Annotated in this window: 17 protein-coding genes and 1 pseudogene; 15 read left to right on the top strand and 3 right to left on the bottom strand. The window is 43.3% G+C overall.

Annotated elements, in window-relative coordinates; translation table 11 throughout:
* Positions 1-109: 109 nt before the first annotated feature.
* The 5 genes from HMPREF9412_RS21605 to HMPREF9412_RS21585 all read left to right on the top strand — a co-directional run bounded on the left by HMPREF9412_RS21605 (position 110) and on the right by HMPREF9412_RS21585 (position 4,747).
* A complete protein-coding gene (locus HMPREF9412_RS21605; RefSeq protein ID WP_009593880.1) occupies positions 110-763 on the top strand; it encodes a TetR/AcrR family transcriptional regulator in 654 nt (217 codons plus the stop codon).
* Positions 764-786: 23 nt separating this feature from the next.
* Positions 787-1,542, top strand: a complete 756-nt coding sequence (locus HMPREF9412_RS21600; protein ID WP_009593841.1) for a (S)-benzoin forming benzil reductase — start codon at positions 787-789, stop codon at positions 1,540-1,542.
* Between the two features lie 275 nt (positions 1,543-1,817).
* On the top strand, positions 1,818-2,393 hold the full coding sequence (locus tag HMPREF9412_RS21595; protein ID WP_009593885.1) for a dihydrofolate reductase family protein: 576 nt from the start codon (positions 1,818-1,820) through the stop codon (positions 2,391-2,393).
* Positions 2,394-2,731: 338 nt separating this feature from the next.
* Entirely contained in the window at positions 2,732-3,550 is an 819-nt protein-coding gene (locus tag HMPREF9412_RS21590; protein ID WP_009593868.1) for a MerR family transcriptional regulator, read from the top strand.
* A gap of 24 nt (positions 3,551-3,574) precedes the next feature.
* Positions 3,575-4,747 (top strand): MFS transporter, encoded by a 1,173-nt coding sequence (locus tag HMPREF9412_RS21585; protein ID WP_009593873.1) that lies wholly within the window; start codon positions 3,575-3,577, stop codon positions 4,745-4,747.
* A 159-nt stretch (positions 4,748-4,906) separates the two neighbouring features.
* On the opposite strand, the gene HMPREF9412_RS21580 is transcribed toward HMPREF9412_RS21585, so the two are convergent.
* Positions 4,907-5,761 (bottom strand): AraC family transcriptional regulator, encoded by an 855-nt coding sequence (locus tag HMPREF9412_RS21580; RefSeq protein ID WP_009593867.1) that lies wholly within the window; start codon positions 5,759-5,761, stop codon positions 4,907-4,909.
* A gap of 105 nt (positions 5,762-5,866) precedes the next feature.
* On the opposite strand from HMPREF9412_RS21580, the pseudogene gap reads away from it, so the two are divergent.
* Positions 5,867-6,867: pseudogene (gap, locus tag HMPREF9412_RS21575) on the top strand (type I glyceraldehyde-3-phosphate dehydrogenase).
* Between the two features lie 314 nt (positions 6,868-7,181).
* On the opposite strand, the gene HMPREF9412_RS21570 reads toward gap, so the two are convergent.
* Positions 7,182-7,790 carry a TetR/AcrR family transcriptional regulator gene (locus HMPREF9412_RS21570; RefSeq protein ID WP_009593869.1) on the bottom strand — a complete coding sequence of 203 codons (609 nt, stop codon included), beginning with the start codon at positions 7,788-7,790 and terminating at the stop codon, positions 7,182-7,184.
* Between the two features lie 574 nt (positions 7,791-8,364).
* Between HMPREF9412_RS21570 and HMPREF9412_RS21560 the strand changes: the two genes are divergently transcribed.
* From HMPREF9412_RS21560 to HMPREF9412_RS21545, 5 genes are all read left to right on the top strand, one after another.
* Positions 8,365-8,571, top strand: coding sequence for a DUF6366 family protein (locus tag HMPREF9412_RS21560; RefSeq protein WP_036673026.1), 207 nt, complete (start codon positions 8,365-8,367; stop codon positions 8,569-8,571).
* A 296-nt stretch (positions 8,572-8,867) separates the two neighbouring features.
* Positions 8,868-9,317 carry a MarR family winged helix-turn-helix transcriptional regulator gene (locus HMPREF9412_RS21555; RefSeq protein WP_254664092.1) on the top strand — a complete coding sequence of 150 codons (450 nt, stop codon included), beginning with the start codon at positions 8,868-8,870 and terminating at the stop codon, positions 9,315-9,317.
* 155 nt (positions 9,318-9,472) lie between these two features.
* Complete coding sequence (locus tag HMPREF9412_RS33425) at positions 9,473-9,631, top strand: luciferase domain-containing protein (RefSeq protein WP_009593892.1); 159 nt, start codon at positions 9,473-9,475, stop codon at positions 9,629-9,631.
* Between the two features lie 26 nt (positions 9,632-9,657).
* The gene (locus tag HMPREF9412_RS21550; RefSeq protein ID WP_009593881.1) at positions 9,658-10,029 is read left to right on the top strand and encodes a VOC family protein; all 372 of its coding nucleotides are present in this window, start codon (positions 9,658-9,660) and stop codon (positions 10,027-10,029) included.
* Between the two features lie 506 nt (positions 10,030-10,535).
* Positions 10,536-11,618 carry a nucleotidyltransferase domain-containing protein gene (locus HMPREF9412_RS21545; RefSeq protein WP_009593882.1) on the top strand — a complete coding sequence of 361 codons (1,083 nt, stop codon included), beginning with the start codon at positions 10,536-10,538 and terminating at the stop codon, positions 11,616-11,618.
* A 167-nt stretch (positions 11,619-11,785) separates the two neighbouring features.
* Here the strand turns inward: HMPREF9412_RS21545 and HMPREF9412_RS21540 are convergent, their stop codons facing one another.
* A complete protein-coding gene (locus tag HMPREF9412_RS21540; RefSeq protein ID WP_009593884.1) occupies positions 11,786-12,655 on the bottom strand; it encodes an AraC family transcriptional regulator in 870 nt (289 codons plus the stop codon).
* 158 nt (positions 12,656-12,813) lie between these two features.
* Here HMPREF9412_RS21540 and HMPREF9412_RS21535 point away from each other — a divergent pair, with 158 nt between their 5' ends.
* The 4 genes from HMPREF9412_RS21535 (at position 12,814) to HMPREF9412_RS21520 (ending at position 17,802) form a co-directional block, all read left to right on the top strand.
* Positions 12,814-13,974, top strand: a complete 1,161-nt coding sequence (locus HMPREF9412_RS21535; RefSeq protein ID WP_009593875.1) for a Gfo/Idh/MocA family protein — start codon at positions 12,814-12,816, stop codon at positions 13,972-13,974.
* A gap of 22 nt (positions 13,975-13,996) precedes the next feature.
* Positions 13,997-15,070 carry a Gfo/Idh/MocA family protein gene (locus HMPREF9412_RS21530; protein ID WP_036673037.1) on the top strand — a complete coding sequence of 358 codons (1,074 nt, stop codon included), beginning with the start codon at positions 13,997-13,999 and terminating at the stop codon, positions 15,068-15,070.
* A 172-nt stretch (positions 15,071-15,242) separates the two neighbouring features.
* Positions 15,243-16,640 (top strand): catalase, encoded by a 1,398-nt coding sequence (locus HMPREF9412_RS21525; protein WP_009593853.1) that lies wholly within the window; start codon positions 15,243-15,245, stop codon positions 16,638-16,640.
* A 556-nt stretch (positions 16,641-17,196) separates the two neighbouring features.
* Positions 17,197-17,802 (top strand): hypothetical protein, encoded by a 606-nt coding sequence (locus HMPREF9412_RS21520; protein WP_009593856.1) that lies wholly within the window; start codon positions 17,197-17,199, stop codon positions 17,800-17,802.
* Positions 17,803-17,819 lie beyond the last annotated feature (17 nt).

Here is a 17,819-nt window from a genome sequence, read left to right as displayed (position 1 = left end):
ATTTTAGCGGCTTTTTATTTTATCGGTATAAGTTTATTGTACATGGCTGGGGACAAGAACTTGTACCGATTAGATAGATTTATTTTTTAAACGATCGGTCGTTAAATTATTGACAATACATTATGATAATCCTTATAATGGCATTAATTCAGATGAAGGGAGCCTGAAGGTTATCAAGAAAAGAGAGATTACATCAAGTCATATCGTCCAAGCAGCATATGAGCTGTTTGCAGAGCATGGGATAGAGAGAACGAGTTTGGGCTTGATTTCTAAAAAAGTAGGCATAACCAAATCCTCTATATACTACCATTTTGCAACAAAGGAAGAGTTGATTAGCCGAACATTCGACTATATTTTTAGGGATCATTATTTTGCTGCTTACTTTGATGCTGAATCCGTTAATAAAGACAATTTTGTAGAGACGATGATTCGGGGCGGTTTAAATATGCTGCCAAGCGATGATGAAGAGTATCGTTCAACATTAAGAGTGCTTAGTGAGTTCACTATGCTAGCCGAGCGTGATGAGCAATTTAGGGCTCCCTTATTGAAAGTTCAACAAGATTTTATCAAGGGTTTCTATAATTTATTATTAAAAGGCAGTGATCTGGGTCTAGTTGAACCTACAAAAATCGAAGTCAGTGCTAAAATTCTTGCCCTTCTTATTGATAATTTGTCTAGATGTAAGATGATGAAGATGGATTTGGAGTATCAGATGATTTGGGAAGAGACTGTTAATAGAATCATTATTCGAGAAAATACATAGTTAACTTATAGGGAGGGATCCGGTTGAAACATATATTGATTACAGGTACATCAAGAGGTATTGGTGAATCGTTGGCTAATCAATTAATCGATAAGAACCATCACCTTATATGCATTTCTAGAACTTCGAACCAACGGATTATCGATCTAGCCAAGGAGAGGGACTGCAGAATTGATTATTATAATTTTGATTTAACAAACTTTGGCGAGATTGATCAACTTTTTGAAGACATCTTCCGTCAAATTGAGCTTTATTCCAACGATGATGCGATCTATCTTATCAATAATGCTGCCATGTTGACTCCTGTGAGCCCAATTGAACGGATAGAAACGGATCAAATAATAGAGAACATCCATTTAAATCTATTAGCACCAATGATAATAACAGCTAACTATCTTAAACGTACCAAAGATATGAATGTGGATAAAAGAATTCTAAACATATCCTCAGCATCCGCAAAATATTTATTACCCTCACAAAGCTGTTACAGCACTGCAAAAGCCGGCCTTGACTCATTTACGAAGAGTATAGACATTGAGCAAAAGCGCGTGACATATCCAGCAAAAGTAGTCGCTGTATATCCAGGTATGATCGATACCAATTTACAATCGGAAATTCGATCCGTAAGTAATGATCTTTTCCCTTATGTTAATGAATTCATTCAACTTTCTGAGGAAGGGAAGCTACAAACGCCTGAATACACTGCGCACAAATTAATTGAGATTCTGCTAAGCGAAGATTTTGGTAAGGCTGTTGTTATAGAAACCATGGATCAATAAACGCGAGTGAAGAACACCTGCGAAACAGGTCGTTTATGGGTGTGATTTGATAGAAGAAGAAGAAGGTGAGGCATTCCAGCGCTTCTCCTTTTCTAATTTATGCTTTAATTAATCTCCTACTACTTTTGATACAGTTCCATCATTCGTCAGCGAGTCAGTTATACAGCTAGCTGAGAACCCATTTGTGATTAGCAATCCGTAAGAAACAACCCAAGCTGAGTTGTCCTATAATGTAGTTAATGTAGAGATCCCTCATGAACAAAGGAGAACTGAAAATGAGAAAACTTGTTCTATTTTTGCACGCATCGCTTGACGGTTTTGTAGAAGGGCCGAACGGTGAAATGGACATTGGCTGGGTTGCTTACGATGCTGATTTGGAGAAGCACGCAAAAGAAATTCTGAGTACTGCCGACACTGTCATTTGGGGACGTGGAACTTATCAGATGATGCACAGTTACTGGCCATCTGTGCCCTCGAACCCATCAGCTTCACAGCATGAACTTAATCATGCCGAGTGGATCGAAAAGACAGCCAAAGTCGTTTTTTCAACGACGCTGGAGAACGTCGAATGGAACAATTCCAGACTGGTGAAAGAAGATGTCGAGGAAGAGATCAAAAACCTCAAACAGCAGCCAGGCAAGGATATGGTCATCCTCGGCAGTCCTAGGTTCGCACACTACCTTATGCAGCTTGATTTAATAGATGAGTATAAAATTACGGTTTCTCCCGTCCTGATCGGCAGCGGGTTGCCGTTATTCCAAGGTCTCAGGGAGAAGATCAATCTTAAACTTATCGAAAACACGACATTTGATTCTGGAGCCATAGGCCTCGTTTACCAGACGATTAGATGACTCTGACTTTAAAAGTAGATTACGTTAACGGGACATGATATATCTCAATGAAGACATTGAAGGTAGCCGACTCCAAAGCCGGCTACCTTTTTCGATATCTATTGCCACAGCTGTGATGAATAGGGAGAAGCCGGCTTGTTATTTAGGGAAAGCCGCTGGATTCCTTGGCCGGACTTCTCGGCCAGTAAACTAAAGTCGAATATATATGGATAGAGCTAGAGAGTACGGTTTTCTGGAAACCGTACTCTTATGTTCTGTTGTATATCTTATTAGGGTTTGACTTTCCCCTGCACGGGAGACTGTATACTCACATTATGATATGGATTGGAGATGATACTTTGTTCAAAATCAGTGCATTTTCCAGGCTAAGCAAGCTCTCCCTAAAAACACTGCGTTATTACGACCAGATTGGCATACTTAAGCCGAGAAAGGTAGACCACGATACGGGTTACCGGTACTATTCTGCAGATCAGCTTCTTGAGCTCAATCGAATTTTAATTTATAAGGAATTGGGTTTTACATTGCCCCAAATCACACAGCTGCTCGAGGAAGATATTACATTAGAGAATATTCAAGGCATGTTTAAGCTGAAAAGAAGCGAAATTCAGCAAAAAATCGATTCGGAACAAGCCAAACTTGTCAGGATTGAGGAGCGTATGCAGCTTATAGAAAGAGAGGGACAATTCGAAACTGGCCAAGATATACGAATCAAATCCGAAGGTGCACAAACATTTCTTTTTCAAAAAGCATACGGAAGAGAAGAAGACATACCAGGGTTATTTCATCAATTGGATCTGTTATTAACAACGGAAATACGCCAGTTGATCCAAGGCCCTCAAGTTGTTTTGTGGAAAAACATAGACGGAAAAGAGGAAGAGTTTGAGTTTGAAGTCGGTTATTTCTTAACCTGTGAGCTCCAATCATCTCTAGAGCCATTTCAACTACGGATTCTTCCTCCTGAACCGATGATGGCTACAATGGCTTTTCATTCAAATTCGAAATTTGATGTTGCGGCCTGTATTCATATAGCGAAATGGATTGAGAAAAATAACTATCAGATCAAAGAAAACGAAGCGGGTAGAGAACTGTATATATCGTTATCTCCAGAACGAGATGCACAATTCATCGAAATACAAATTCCAATACTAAATAGATAACTGAAGAAGGTGGGTTGGAATAAATTGAAAAATAAAGGGATCATCTACGTCTTGGCACTAGCCGTTTTTTTGATTGGAACCATTGAATATATTATTACAGGAATCATTGAGATGATTGCTGTGGACTTGGGAGTATCAACTTCCGAAACTGGGTTACTGGTGACTGTGTTTGCTCTTGCCGCGGCCATTGTCGCTCCGATTTTGATTGCAGTGACGATCAATGCAGATCGGAAGAAGCTGCTGATAGCCACCCTAAGTATATTTATTGCCAGCAATGGATTTATGTTTGTAGATCTTCCTTATGAAATAGTACTATGGGTACGAATTATACAAGGAGCTAGCGGAGGAATCGCAACCGTAGTGGCCATGGCAGTAGCGACACGACTCGTTGAAAAAGAAAAAAGAGGCAATGCTATCGGTATTATTTTGATGGGACTTAGCAGCTCGCTGGTGCTTGGTGTTCCCATGGGCACATTTTTTAGTGAGATGTTTGGCTGGAGAGTTCTATTTATCTTAATTGGTTTATTAAGTGTTTTTCCATTACTTATCATCTATAAAAAGGTTCCGGCAATCAAAGAAGAAGAAAAGGTTACCCTCAGAATGCAGGTCTCCATTTTAAGGAATTCATCCATTCTGACCGCCTTGGTTATTACTTTATTGTACATCGGCGGCTATTCTACACTGTTCACTTATATTACGCCTTTCTTGCAGGCTACATCTTCTCTTTCCATAGCCCAAATTAGCGGTGTTTTATTCCTGGCGGGAGTTTGCAGCTTTGTCGGCTCAAGAGTGGGTGGACAATTGGCAGATGCAAAGGGATCGAAGTTTACCATATGTCTCGGGCTCCTGTTACAAGGGGCGACTCTTCTTTTATTCGCTCTAGCCGGTGTCCATCTCTTGGTATTAATTTTGAATTTAATGATTTTTATGTTAGCAACGTGGAGTATTTCCCCTGCCCAGCAACTATATTTGGTTACTCTAGCGCCTCGAAATCCAGACATCGCCCTTAGCGTAAATACCTCGTTCATCCAATTTGGTTTTGCATTGGGATCTGGATTAGGCGGGGTTGTCATCAGTCGCACATCTGTCCTGTATTTAAATTGGCTGGGTTTGGCCGCTGTAAGCATAGCTTTACTTCTTTCCATCTTGTTATTTAAAAAAATGAGCCATAGGATTAAAAATCCTATGGCTACTTAATAAAAAATGGACTGGACTCCGATTGAGTCAATCCAGGAGACGGTGCGCAGTTTCGTCGGCTTGAAGCACCGAATTCGGCGGGTGGCAACCGTGGGCGACGTGCAGTATTGCAACAATACCAAAGCCGGTTCACACCCAAGGCAGTCTAGATTTCCTTCATCATTGGGCAGCAGAGAACTTGCGGGAGATTTCCCGATATGTTGTTGGTGACATGCCTTTTTTAGCCGAAAATTGTTTTATGAAGTAAGTGTCATACTCAAATCCGGTAGCACGTGCAATTTCATTTAAGCTCATATCTGTATGAGTCAGCAGATTCCCCGCAACCTTCAAGCGGTGCGACAGTAAGTAACCCATCGCTGTGCACCCGCATCTTTCCTGAAACATCTTATTAAGCGAAACGCGGTTCAAGTACGCGCATTTTGTTAAATCTTCCAGGATGATTTTATCCGAATAATGGGTGTGTATATATTCCAGAACTAAATCTACAGGTGATTGCTCGCTGTGACGGTTTAAATCTTCAAGAACCCCCAATATTTGTATAAAATATTTTTTTATTCTACATGCCCAGAGTGCATCGCTTTGGGCATACACTTCTGTGCCAAGCACAAAGAACCACTCAAATAATTGTGGATATGCCTTCTCGGTTATGCGAGGTATCCCAGTTCGTTCAGGAGACTTACGAAACAGCGAAAGACCTGTTTGTATTTTCAAATCGGACGGAAAGTAATCTTCTGTTTCAGAATGGGGAGTCGAGTTAAGAAAATCCGGATGAAAACAAAATGATGATGCTGAAGCGTTGTGTTTTTCTATAACTTGTATCGTATCCTCTGCAGACAAACAAAGAATCGCTGGTGCTGAAATAGTGACCGGGCGTTCGTTAAATATCCCTTTTATACATCCATTCGTAACAAAAACGAGAGTAAACCGCTCCGGGTAGGGAATATGTGCAAAATCCTCGGCAGCTACAAATTCGATATTTACCGTTCTGTTTTTATGGCGGTCAATTTGTGGCATGATTCTCACCTGACAGATAGTATAGTTAAATGCTTCACTTATGACAGTGTATCACAAAAATTCAAGGGATATAATTTGGATACTGACAGAAAGGTGGTTATGATGATGGCAATTAACATCGCAATTAACGGTTTTGGCAGAATTGGCAGACTTGCATTTCGGCAGCTTTTTGATACTGAAGGATATAGAGTTGCAGCCATTAATGATCTTACAAGTCCGCAGATGCTTGCGCACTTGCTGCAGCATGACACCACGCAAGGGCGTTATGATGCCAAGATTTGCTATAGCGATAACAGCTTGAACGTGAACGGTGTAGATATTCCGATCTATGCCGAAAAAGACCCCGGAAAGCTCCCGTGGAAAGAACTGCAAATAGACGTTGTTCTGGAATGCACGGGCTTCTTCGCATCAAAAAAGCGTCAGCAGCACATATTGAAGCAGGTGCCAAAAAGGTGCTGATCTCCACCACCGCCGGGAACGATGTTCCCACTATTGTTTTCGGTATCAATGAACATACGTTGTCTAAGGACGATACCATTGTTTCGGCTGCTTCCTGTACGACGAACTGCCTTGCGCCAATGGCGTATTTCTTGAACGAGCTTGCACCACTCAAAAAGGGATTTATGACGACCATTCACGCTTACACAAACGACCAGAATACCTTGGATGGACCCCATCCCAAAGTTGACCTGCGGCGGGCGCGTTCTGCGGCGGGCAATATCATCCCGACCTCAACCGGTGCAGCAAAGGCAATCGGGCTAGTGATCCCGTCCTTGGATGGCAAGCTGGATGGAACATCGCAAAGGGTGCCGGTCATGGCGGGCTCACTGACAGAATTAACCGCAGTGGTAGGCGGCTCCGTGACAGCAGAGCAGGTCAATAAGAAGATGGAACAGTCCCAATCGAAGGAATATGGGTATACAGATGAACAGCTTGTTTCGTCTGATATTATCGGCATGACTTACGGCAGTTTGTTTGACGCAACACAGACAAAGGTAACAGAGCTAGGAACAGATACATTGGTGAAAATTGCTGCGTGGTATGATAACGAGAACTCCTTTACCAGCCAGTTAATACGCACTGCAAAATACTTAGCCCAATTATAATGTTTAGCGGGCTAAAGGATACTAAGAATGAGCGAATAACCACAAGCGCTGCCATAAGCAGTGAAACAGGGCATATCACACACGGGAAAAGGGCTGTACCCAAATTGTTCGAATGACGTGGGAACATAACATCTAAAACATAAATAAGGATCTCAAATTCACTGTATTGTGAGGACGCGACTAACCCCATAACGTGAGAGAAATTAAAAACACCTTCAAGAATGCCATCATATCGTAAGATATGGAGACTACTTGGAGGTGTTTTGTATAACAGACCATAAATAACGGCAAGTTTTTCGGAATCGTCAACATGCTCATCCATCCGTAGCTTGCGAGCATAGCTCCTGAAGATGGCGGCTGACGATCTGCTCAACGGTCTCCAGTGTGTATAGCTCCGGGCGGAGCAATGCGAGTATCGTCAAACCTTCGACAATCGCAGCCAATCTTAAGGTTTCGAGTTGAATGTCTACCGAAGAGGGGAGAAGTTTCGCCTCATCTAGAATTTCGAGGACGGCTTTAGTCAGGTAGTGGAGTCCGTCCGTGAGCTCGTCTTTTTTAGCTTGTAATGCCAAACTCGTGAGGGATCGGATGGCGAAGATCCACCAGACGCCGCTGGCAGTTCGTTTTTCCGCATCTAAAGGGAGCAGTTGTAACAGAATTTCCCTCGCTGCATTCATCGGAATAGGGCTTATTTCCAGGCGCTCTTCTGTTCTGGCAACTCCTCTTGTCAAATAATAATCCACGATAAATAACAACAGCTCATCCTGTGTTGAAAAATAATGCCGCAATGCGCCCGGTGACAACCCTGCCGCACCTGCAACGGCACGGATTGACGCATGTTCGACACCTTTTTCTTTAATAATATTCCATGCTGATTCGGCGATCAGTTTTCTTTTTTGTTCATGGTCCACGACTTTCGGCAACGGTAAACGCCCCCTTGTTTTATTTAGCACAATGAATTAAAATAAATAACACACTGTGTTATTTAGAATTTATTTAGTTATATCGTGTTGCAGTTATCATGTCAATAATACTGGACTTTGTCGTGATTGACGGGAGGGGATGCAATGCAAGAGCAAAGCGATGGGTTTTTTCGTCTTCATTGCACCTGTTATAGTTGCAGAAGAGAGTTTTATGTCATTGAGGGGACTCAAGATTACGACCGTGTGAAACGAAATTCTAAAGGAATGCATGTCTGCGAAGATTGCAAAGACAGGATCGAGCTTGAAGCACGACTACAGTTAGGGAGACGACTGTTGACCGGCAGAGATTAGGTTTCAAGACAAAAATGACAAGAGCATGAGCCGATTACCGATTAGATATGTATCCAACCATGTTTCATGCAATTGCTTTAAGCAAAACGGGCAGTATAGTTTAAGATCCATTCAACATTCAATCAAATCCCATTAAATAACATAATTATGTTATAATTATAATACTCCATCAATTTGGTGATATTGGATATCTAATTTAAATTTTTTATCTAGGGGGCAAATAATGAGAAATGATTATGAAACTCCTGAAAAAACAAGAGAAAGACTAAGACAAGAAGAACTGGAAAACAATCCATTTGGTCATATGAATCACGGAAATGGTAGGTCTCAGTATGGTTTAGTCGATTTAGTAGGTAGTTTAGGTTGGAAAGGCACTGTAGTATTAATCATTGTTATTATTGTTGGTCTTATAATTGCCCAATATTTTTAAGTAAGAGAATTTTATTAATGGTTTTTGTTTTTTGAGAAAGCCTGTCTATGAATGCTCAGACTTCTTTTTCTTAATAGGATCGAGTCATCATCTTATGTTTGTACTTCTTATGTGAGTAAACCAATAAGTTTTAGCCCGCAGTAACTGAATACTGGGAAGACTAGAAGCTGGCTTATTTGCCAGCTTTTTTGGTTTACTACTATGGTGGAATTTTACATAAAAACAGTTGCAATAGCATTCTATATGGCTTATTATGAAATTAGTTGCAATAACACCCTATTTAAGGAGAGAGTAAATTGAGCGAGCATTGGAGACAACCTGATATGGGCGCAACGGAATCGCACGGCCATTACATCTCAGCCATCTATCGCCACATGCAGATATTGATCTCAGCCGAGCTGGCGCCATATCGAGTCGGAAGCGGACAGTATATATTTCTGATGGCGATTGCTTTTCAGCAGCCAATTACGCAGAAGGCGTTAAGCAAGAAGTTGCTCATTGACAAGACGACTACCGCCAAGGCGATAACCAAGCTGGAAGCAGAAGGATACGTGCGGAGGGAAGCCGATCCCGCCGATAACCGTTATCAGCTGCTCTATTTGACAGAATCGGGACGTCAGGTGGTTCCGAAGGTTCAGGAAGCGCTCGACCGCGTTAAGAACAAAACCCGGAAGGGCATTACCGATGAGGAGTATGACTTGTTTGTAGCCCTGCTTAAAACCGTGCTTCGGAATCTGAGCGAGTAGTAGGAGATGAAAGAATGAGTGGGAACGGAGGGGCAGGCTTGAGCGAAGAGCTGTTGACATGGTCTGGCGTTACTATGCCTCTCATCGAGTTCGGGGGGGGGGGGGGGANAATTTCAGTTGAACGGCAATGAAATTGGGCATCTTCACGGCAACCGTTGTTTGACCTGTTCATCCCGAAAACGGAACGTGATCGATGGATTGAAGAAGGGAAGGCAAGGCCGCATCATATGTATCCCGATTCGGGCTGGGTATCCGTTTATTTAATTACCGAGCAAGATGTTGCACATGCCATTGAAATCGCACGTTCTAAATAAGATCAAATAAAATTAGGAGGATGTAAATGATGATAGCAAATCCGTTCATTGTAGTGGAGAATTGCAAAGACGAAATCAAGTATTATCAAAGCGTGTTTGGTGGTGAGATTGCCATTCTTCGCAAGCAAGGGGAAGAGGTGCTTAACGCGGACCTGCATGTAGAGGGGGTAACCCTTAAGTTTGCTGATACTCAAGCGGCAAAACCGGTAATGAAAGGCGATTATGTGAGAGTTTTCTTAAGAATCGAGACGGAGGAAGCGTTCCAAAGGATCTACGGAGAATTTGCGGCCGAAGGGATTATTAACTCGGAAGCATATGAAGCTCCGTTTAACGGACTATTGGCTATCGTTACCGACCGAAACGGCGTGTGCTGGGTGCTGTCCTATTATCGAACTTAATGCTGAGAAGTCGAGATGCGGAGTCGTCCTATTGGGCGACTCGTAGACTCTTTAAGAACAGTAACAAGTATTGTTTCCTGTCGAGGGACAAGAACATGGTCCCGTAGAAAGTCGCTAAATTAGCGGCTTTTTTTGTTTTATCGGTACAAGTTCTTGTCCCGAGTCCAGGACATGAACTTGTACCGATTGCCAAAAGGACAAGAACGTGAGCCGATTACCGATTAGATAAGAATCCAACTATGTTTCCATGCAATTTCATTAAGCTAAAGTGGAGGGTGGTTAAGATCAAGCTCGGCGAACCGTATCATACATAGAGGCAATTTCTCTGAAATTATTAATAAAAAGAACTACTGTAATCCGCTAAATCGTCATTTCGACGGTTTAGCGGTTTTGTGCAAAGATGAATTAAATCAACTTATACATAGCAACCGCACCTCTAAATCGGTAGACTCTAATTGAGGTTGTTGTGATGAAGGACGGCCGGCTCATTCGAAGGGGTGTAACGAATGAACGAAATCATAAAGAAGAAGCTGCTGGACAAAAATGAACTGCTGATCAACATGGTGATCGAACGCGCAAGAAGAGATTTTCTAGACGATATCGCAATTATTGGGCTTACAGGTTCGTTTAGCACCGGGGACTTTCACGAAAAGAGCGATCTTGATTTAATTATCATAAATAATACAGAAAGAGGATGGGGAATATCCGATTGCTTCATCTTAGATGACGTTGGCTATGACATCTATTGCACACCATGGGATACAAGAATACACGCACAATCCATTTTAGAGAGTCCCAACGTATCGAGCCTAACCGAGCTCAAAATTCTCTATTATGGAAAGCCTGAGGATTTGGAGAAATTGAACGACTTTAGGCAAAAAGCTCTTGATGCCCTTGCGGAGCCGATAGGAGAAGCGTGTCTTAATCGAGCAAAAAAATGGATCGATCTGGCTAAGCAAGCGTACAGCGATACGATGCTGGGTGATAATATCGGTTCAGTGAGACATGCATCTGCCGACGTTCTGTACAATCTGGTCAATGCCTTGGTCAGTATGAATAACACGTGCATCAAACGAGGAATCAAGCGTTATTTAGAAGAAATACGCTCGTATCGCTATGTTCCAGATGATCTCGAATCCTTATACATGTCAGTCATCGAAGCTCATACCATTGAAGATATCCGAATTGCCACATTTAATATGTTGAACAGCGTTACGAGGTTACATACAAAGATGTGTGATAACTTCATTGTTAAACCCGCTCCGACTTTTGATAATCTGAGGGGAACTTACGAAGAATTGTGGTGCAACTACCGCAATAAAATCTTGAACAGTGTTAAAACGAACGATGCCTCTTATGCCTTTCTTTCGGCCTTTGGAGCACAAGGATATCTTGATGAAATGGCTGCGGAGAAAGGAACCAAGAAATTTGATCTCATGCAGTACTTTGATGCAAGTGATTTACCAGTAATGAAAGAGAAGTTCCTTGAAATGATGGATGAATATGTAGACGAATATGGTAAGGTCGGTAGAGAAGTCGAACGTTTTACAACCTTCGAGCAATTATATGACCATTATATCAATCATTGATCTTATATCTCTTAAATCCCAGTTCGTAATAAGTCCGGCGGAAACGTGACTGTTGACAATCTATCCAGTAAAATGGGATTTTTGAGTGTTACTATCTTCGATCATGCTTGATACAGCCTTCCTTTCTTATATATGGTCCATATAATTATCAGGCGCATTCCCGTTATTTAAGTACTCGTCCATTTTTTTCGATATTGATGCGGCGTGATTCCCATTTGCGTCTTAAAGAATTTGCAAAAATAAGAGCTATTCGTTAATCCGATCTCCTCCGCAATAAGCGAGATCGGTTTTTTTGTCGTTGTTAGGAGCTGTATGGATTGATGAATCCTTCGGGCTGCTATGTATTCCGTGATGCTGATCCCTGTCGCTTCTTTAAAGAGATGTGACAAATGGTAGGGAGATAGATGCAGCGACTTCGCCATATCGTCCAATCGGAAAGGAATCGTATAATTCGTTTCAATCCAGGTTAAGATGTGCTCCACCCGATGATTTTTACGGGTTTGGTAAGTTGAACTCCGTTCTCTCCGCTTATCCCAGATTGGTTTCAAGGAGCGAAAAAGTGCAACAAGAAACAGCGAAATTTCTTCATATTTTTCCGTGTTGGACAGCGTCGGGAATCGATCGTTCATGCTCTTGTATGCACCGTCCAGGTAAGGGTCGTCGACCTCATATAAACAAGGGAAAGGAAGATTGCCTAGATAAATATAATTGTAAAATTCATGGAGAGCGGGCCACTGTTTAAAATAAACCTCAAACACGGTCGGTTCAAAAATCGCAATCGAACGTTCGAAGCATTGATGATCGTCGTATTCAAGCTTTAGGTGGTGGAGTTGACAGGGCTGAAATATACAAAGCATGCCCGGCTTAATCTCATAGCTATGGTTGTTAACGATCATGGTTCCCCTTCCTTGATGAATGAACAACACTTCAAGGCCAAGATGGGAATGGAAAGTCTCTTTATGCTCGTAATTTTCGCTTTTACGTCTATAGGCAAAGTACAAGGGAGAGATACTGTAGTTGCTTGCAACCAATGACAACTTGTTTGCCTCCTTCTTCCTCGTCTTCGTACATGCATTGAATATACCATACAATCCGCAATCTAGCGTTATTTTTCCCCCATAGCAAAACACATTTATAAGTTTGAACCGGATATAATTTTTATATAAAAATAAAGTTGGGAGGCAAAAAATAACGTATGTTAACGGTTGCGATTATAGGTACGGGTGCAATTTCGCCCAGTCATATCGAAGCCTATCTGCAGTTTAAGGACCGCTGTAAAATTGTTGCCTTATGCGATCTTTACCCAGAGAAGGCTGAAGTGAGGCGGGAGCAGTACGGACTGGAAGCTAAAATCGTACACGATTATAAGGAACTGCTTCAAGACGGAATCGATCTCGTGTCCATTTGTATGCCCCCGTACGTTCATGCTCAGGTTGCGGTCGATTTCCTGAACGCAGGAAGCCATGTCATTGTAGAGAAACCTATGGCAGCGTCGCTTAAGGAATGTGATGACATGATCGAAGCGGCACGGAATAACGGCAAGGTGTTGTCCGTGATCGCCCAGAATCGATTCAGAAATCCGATTATGAAGCTTAAACAAGTGCTGGATAGCGGCCTGGCCGGCAAGATTCTGCATGCCCAAGTGGATTCTTTCTGGTGGCGGGGCCATTGTTATTACGATTTATGGTGGCGCGGCACTTGGGAGAAGGAGGGGGGAGGCCCTACGCTGAATCATGCCGTACATCATATCGATGGATTGCTGTGGATGCTTGGTCGTCCTAGCCACATACAAGCTTACATGGCTAACGTCGCGCACGACAATGCCGAGGTTGAGGATTTATCCATCGCGATGATGAAATATCCGAATGGAGCTTTGGGACAGCTAACCAGCTCCGTCGTCCACCACGGAGAAGAACAGCAATACATCTTCCAAGGAAAGTATGCACGGATTTCTGCCCCGTGGCGGGTAACGGCTTCCACTTCCTTGCCGAACGGCTTCCCTGAACGCGATTTGGAACTGGAAGAAAAAATTCAGAAATACTATGACGAAATGCCGGATTTGCCGTACGAAGGTCATACTGGTCAGATCGACAATGTGTTGAGCGCGATCGAGCATGGAACGCCCGTGCTCATCGACGGAGAAGACGGCCGCAGCACTTTGGAGTTGATCATGAGCATCTACAAATCCGCAAGCATGGAAGAGAACGTGCACCTCCCGCTACAAAAGAATGATCCCTTCTATACGCAAGAGGGTGCTCAACAAAACGTTCCTTATTTTTACCAAAAGGGCAAGAGCATTGAGAATTTTGAGGATGGGAAGATCACGACAGGAAGCAATTATGGCGAAAAAAAATGATATGGGTGGGAGGCTTATCATGATGCAGAAAAGCGACGGAATGAACTATGCCCCGAAGGGGAAGCCCAGTCCGGTGGTGAAGCCGGGCGAATTTATCATCGCCGCTGTTGCGCTCGACCATGGACATATTTACGGTATGGTGAACGGGTTGATCGAAGCGGGAGCAACGTTAAAGTGGGTATATGACCGCGACCCTGCCAAAGCCGAGGCATTTGCGCGAACCTTTCCTCAAGTCAAAATAGCTTCATCCGAAGACGAGATATTCTCCGATGATGACGTTCACCTGATCGCAGGGGCGGCTGTTACATCGGAACGCTGCGCGCTTGGACTTAGGGCCATGGATGCAGGTAAAGATTATTTTACGGATAAAGCGCCGTTTACGACGCTTACGCAACTGGAATCTGCCAGAGCAAAAGTTCGTGAAACCGGAAGAAAGTATATGGTGTACTACAGCGAAAGGCTGCATGTGGAATCGGCGGTTTATGCCGGACAGCTTACCCAGCAAGGCGCGATTGGCCGAATAGTCCAAGTGACAGGGTTCGGTCCGCACCGCCTGAATGCACCTTCCCGGCCGGAATGGTTCTTCCAAAGGGAACGCTACGGAGGAATCCTGTGCGATATCGGCAGTCACCAAGTTGAACAATTCCTCTTTTACGCCGGCTGCGAGAAGGCGGAGGTGCTCCACAGCAAAGTTGGTAATTACCATAGTCTTGAATACCCGGAGCTTGAGGATTTCGGCGACGCTACGCTGTTAGGGGATAACGGAGCCACGCATTATTTCCGAGTTGACTGGCTCACACCGGACGGGTTAGGCACTTGGGGGGACGGTCGTACGCTCATTTTGGGTACGGAAGGATACATCGAGTTAAGAAAGTATATCGATATCGCTCGCGACCGAGCCAGCGATCATGTTTATCTAGTCAACAAAGAAGGAGAGTATCATTTTCAAGTGTCCGGTAAGGTTGGATATCCCTTCTTCGGCGAACTGATTCTCGACTGCTTGAATCGAACTGAGAACGCCATGACCCAAGCGCACGCTTTTATGGCGGCAGAACTGTGTCTGAAAGCGCAGCAGAAAGCTATGCGGATAACGTAGTGGAAGCATCTGCATTATTACATTTCAAGACTATGTGTTTACATGATTTCTCTCCTGTGTGATGGAATGCACATTTACTCATTTCGATTCAATATACAATTTGACATGCTGTCATACCCATACATAGCCATGCATATATATCCCCGAGAATGTAGGTATGGGAGGCGGATCAATGGACGGTAACAAAGCTAACAATCAGGCAAACGGTCGAAGCTGGCAGAGAGACAATGCTCAATCACAGTGGAGCGTTATGCAGTCGCCGGAACACCATTCGCAGACGGTGGGTGAACGGGGACCGATTCTGGAACAGGACAGCATGCTGCATGAAACACTTGAAACCTTTGTCCACGAAAAGATATTAGAGCGTCCGGTCCACGTGAAGGGGTTTGGTGCCATGGGTTATTTTGAAACCCTTCACTCGATGGCCGCTTATACGAACCTGTGCTTCTTGCAGCAGCCGGGACAACGGGTACCCGTTACAGTTCGTTTCTCACTTGCGGTCAGCAATAAAGGGACACCAGATACATCCCGCAACGTGCGTGGATTCTCGACGAAATTTTATACCGAGCATGGCGTATTCGACCTGCTCTGTAATCATATCCCTGTGTTCCTCGTACGAGACCCGATCCGGTTCCCTGAATCAATTCATGCTTTCCTGCCATCACCAGTTAACAATCTCATCGATCCGAATCGATTCTGGGGTTTCATTGCTACAGCGCCAGAGGCAACCCATTTCGTTGTACGTCTGTACTCGGACGAAGGGACGGTCAAGAGCTTCCGCCATACGCCAGGACACAGTGTTAACACCTATGTTTGGAAAAACGCACAGAACGTTCGCTTCTACGTCAAATATCGCTGGATTCCGTTGGCTGGAGAGCAATATATCGATGCGCAAGAAGCAGCTCGTTTGGCCTGCGAGAACCCGGATTATTCGGGTAAAGATCTGTATGACACGATTGCCAAAGGCACACCAGTCCAATACGGGCTGTATGTGCAGTTGATGAACCCACAGGATGAGGCGATGCTGTCGTTCGATCCGCTGGATGACACGAAAGTGTGGGATGTGAATCTTTTCCCTCCGTTGCCAGTGGGTCGACTCGTATTGGATACGAACCCTACTAATTATCAGGAGCAGATCGAGAAGCTGGCATTCTCCCCGTCAAATCTTCTGGATGGTGCCGAGCTGTCCGATGATAAAATGCTGCAAGGTCGCAGCAATATTTATTGGGATTCACAGCGGCATCGCCTTGGATCGAATTTCCGCAAAATTCCGATTAACCATCAAGCAAACTGGTCACCGACTGAACAGGTAACGAGCGGGGAAGGTCGCTATGTAGCCGGACGGCTCGTTCGATCCGATATTCCGAAAGCCGATAATTTCACGCAAGCGGGACAATTCTACCAATCGCTCACACAAGTTCAGCAGGATCATCTTGTTCAGAACCTCGCTGGTGACTTATCGGCGGTTTCTCATGAGATTCAGAGGGTTGTGTTAGGCTATTTATTCCAGGCAGATGCAACATTAGCCGATAGGGTAGCTCGTCAGATCGCCGCACCGAAGAAGGGATGATTCACGCAATTACGTGAAGGAGAATGAGGTCAACCAATTCATTCGGTTGCCTTTTTGGATCATAGCTATAGGTATAAGTGCCAAAGAAAGAAATCATGTCGAGGGACAAAAACATGGTCCCATAGAAAGTCGCTAAAATAGCGGCTTTTTTGTTTTATCGGTACAAGTTCTTGTCCCGAGTCGAGGACAAGAACTTGTGCCGATTGCCGTAATGGACAAGAACATGAGCCGATAACCATTTAGATAAATGTCTAACTGGTTTCCATGCCAATTCATTAAGCTAACGGGCAGTTTTGCGTAATGGGTGGCCATTATTATCAGACAGATGGGGAATGTTTCCTTTATAATATTAGGTGACACTCCATTGCACTAACGAGACATGTTAGTGCAATTTAACACAAGGAGATCAAGATGAGTGATTGGCTATTTTTATCCTCAATTTAATCCAATGGGTCAGTGAATATTTAACTAGGTTTATGAAGTTAAAAGGATAAGGGTGAATGATGTGCCAATAGGGTAAAGCCAGAGAAGAGAAGGAAATGGTGGAGGGATTCAAATGATAAACATAATTGAAGAGCTTAAGAAGATGTCCCAAAAAAGAGGGTATGAAAATAAAGACGATTTTCAACAGCTGCTGGAAAGATGTAAGGATATAACGTTGTCAAATGAAGATGTTGAATTTTTAATAGAACTGTATTTTAAGGCTAAAAATTTGTACATTCGCAACACAATATTGAAAGCACTTGTGTTCTGTGAAGATATTGATTTAAAGGAATTCTTCTTAAAAGCGTTTAAAAAAGAGCGCTACCTGGATATGAGATTGACTGCAATTCGAGGCTATGCAAAGTATGCAACTGAGAAAGAAGTAGAGAAACTGATGACTAAATTCATAGAAATTCTGATGAAGCGTCCTGAAAGCACGCCTTATAACTATCAAGAATATGAACTGCTTCGTTCTGCTTTTGGGCTGCCGTATTTAGTAAATCAATATGGATATGCTTGTTTTGTCCAGGCATATGAGCAGGAAGAAAAACAATATAATGCCATGCCAGATGCTTTCAAAGGTCATTTTACTTTAAATGAAAGAGGGGATATTGTCCAACTTCGCTCATTAGGAGAAAGCAAGAAGACGCTTGATGATTTTTGGAGCAGAGGTAATTGAAGTTTGAAAGGAAGTGA

Origin of the sequence: Paenibacillus sp. HGF5 (assembly GCF_000204455.1) — a bacterium.
Classification (GTDB): Bacteria; Bacillota; Bacilli; order Paenibacillales; family Paenibacillaceae; genus Paenibacillus_AQ; species Paenibacillus_AQ lautus_A.
The sequence above is the reverse complement of the archived record's forward strand: the minus strand, read 5'-3'. Positions and strand labels throughout refer to the sequence as shown.

What these genes read in the sequence shown, in the direction of transcription:
- HMPREF9412_RS21595 (WP_009593885.1), top strand. Translation starts at nt 1,818, where the DNA reads ATGAGAAAACTTGTTCTATTTTTGCACGCATCGCTTGACGGTTTTGTA.
- HMPREF9412_RS21580 (WP_009593867.1), bottom strand. Translation starts at nt 5,761, where the DNA reads ATGCCACAAATTGACCGCCATAAAAACAGAACGGTAAATATCGAATTT.
- HMPREF9412_RS21560 (WP_036673026.1), top strand. Translation starts at nt 8,365, where the DNA reads ATGAGAAATGATTATGAAACTCCTGAAAAAACAAGAGAAAGACTAAGA.
- HMPREF9412_RS21550 (WP_009593881.1), top strand. Translation starts at nt 9,658, where the DNA reads ATGATGATAGCAAATCCGTTCATTGTAGTGGAGAATTGCAAAGACGAA.
- HMPREF9412_RS21545 (WP_009593882.1), top strand. Translation starts at nt 10,536, where the DNA reads ATGAACGAAATCATAAAGAAGAAGCTGCTGGACAAAAATGAACTGCTG.
- HMPREF9412_RS21535 (WP_009593875.1), top strand. Translation starts at nt 12,814, where the DNA reads ATGTTAACGGTTGCGATTATAGGTACGGGTGCAATTTCGCCCAGTCAT.
- HMPREF9412_RS21530 (WP_036673037.1), top strand. Translation starts at nt 13,997, where the DNA reads ATGCAGAAAAGCGACGGAATGAACTATGCCCCGAAGGGGAAGCCCAGT.
- HMPREF9412_RS21525 (WP_009593853.1), top strand. Translation starts at nt 15,243, where the DNA reads ATGGACGGTAACAAAGCTAACAATCAGGCAAACGGTCGAAGCTGGCAG.
- HMPREF9412_RS21520 (WP_009593856.1), top strand. Translation starts at nt 17,197, where the DNA reads ATGATAAACATAATTGAAGAGCTTAAGAAGATGTCCCAAAAAAGAGGG.